Source organism: Allobosea sp. LC85, assembly GCF_000735605.1.
Taxonomy (GTDB): domain Bacteria; phylum Pseudomonadota; class Alphaproteobacteria; order Rhizobiales; family Beijerinckiaceae; genus Allobosea.
Genome location: NZ_JPKG01000070.1, coordinates 1 through 647, shown reverse-complemented (window position 1 = coordinate 647; position 647 = coordinate 1). Strand labels below are relative to the sequence as shown.

General features: G+C 65.8%; 1 protein-coding gene. It reads left to right on the top strand.

All coding sequences use genetic code 11. The annotated features are described in order from the left end of the window. The coding region (locus FG93_RS30355) for an alcohol dehydrogenase catalytic domain-containing protein (RefSeq protein WP_043242583.1) at nucleotides 1–647 on the top strand (647 nt) is incomplete at both ends.

Sequence of the window (647 nt, the reverse complement as noted above, 5' to 3'; positions counted from 1 at the left end):
AAGCCGCTGACGATCGAAACGGTCGAGATCGGCGGGCCGAAGGCGGGTGAGGTCCTTGTCGAGGTGATGGCGACCGGCATCTGCCACACTGATGCCTATACGCTGTCGGGCCTGGACTCGGAGGGGAAATTCCCGGCGATCCTCGGCCATGAGGGCGCCGGCATCGTGCGCGAGGTCGGCGCGGGCGTGACCACGCTCAAGGTCGGTGACCATGTCATCCCGCTCTACACGCCGGAATGCCGCAGCTGCAAAAGCTGCCTGTCGCGCCGCACCAATCTCTGCACCGCGATCCGCGCCACACAAGGCCAGGGCGTGATGCCGGACGGCACCTCGCGCTTCTCCTGCGATGGCGGCGAGGTGTTTCACTATATGGGCTGCTCGACCTTCGCGAATTTCACGGTGCTGCCCGAGATCGCCGTGGCCAAGGTCCGCGAGGACGCTCCCTTCGACAAGATCTGCTATATCGGCTGCGGCGTGACGACAGGGATCGGCGCGGTGATCTACACCGCCAAGGTCTGGCCCGGCGCCAATGTCGTGGTCTTCGGGCTCGGCGGCATCGGCCTCAACGTCATCCAGGGCGCACGCATGGTCGGCGCCGACAAGATCATCGGTGTCGACATCAACCCGGGGAAGCGCGCCATGGCCGA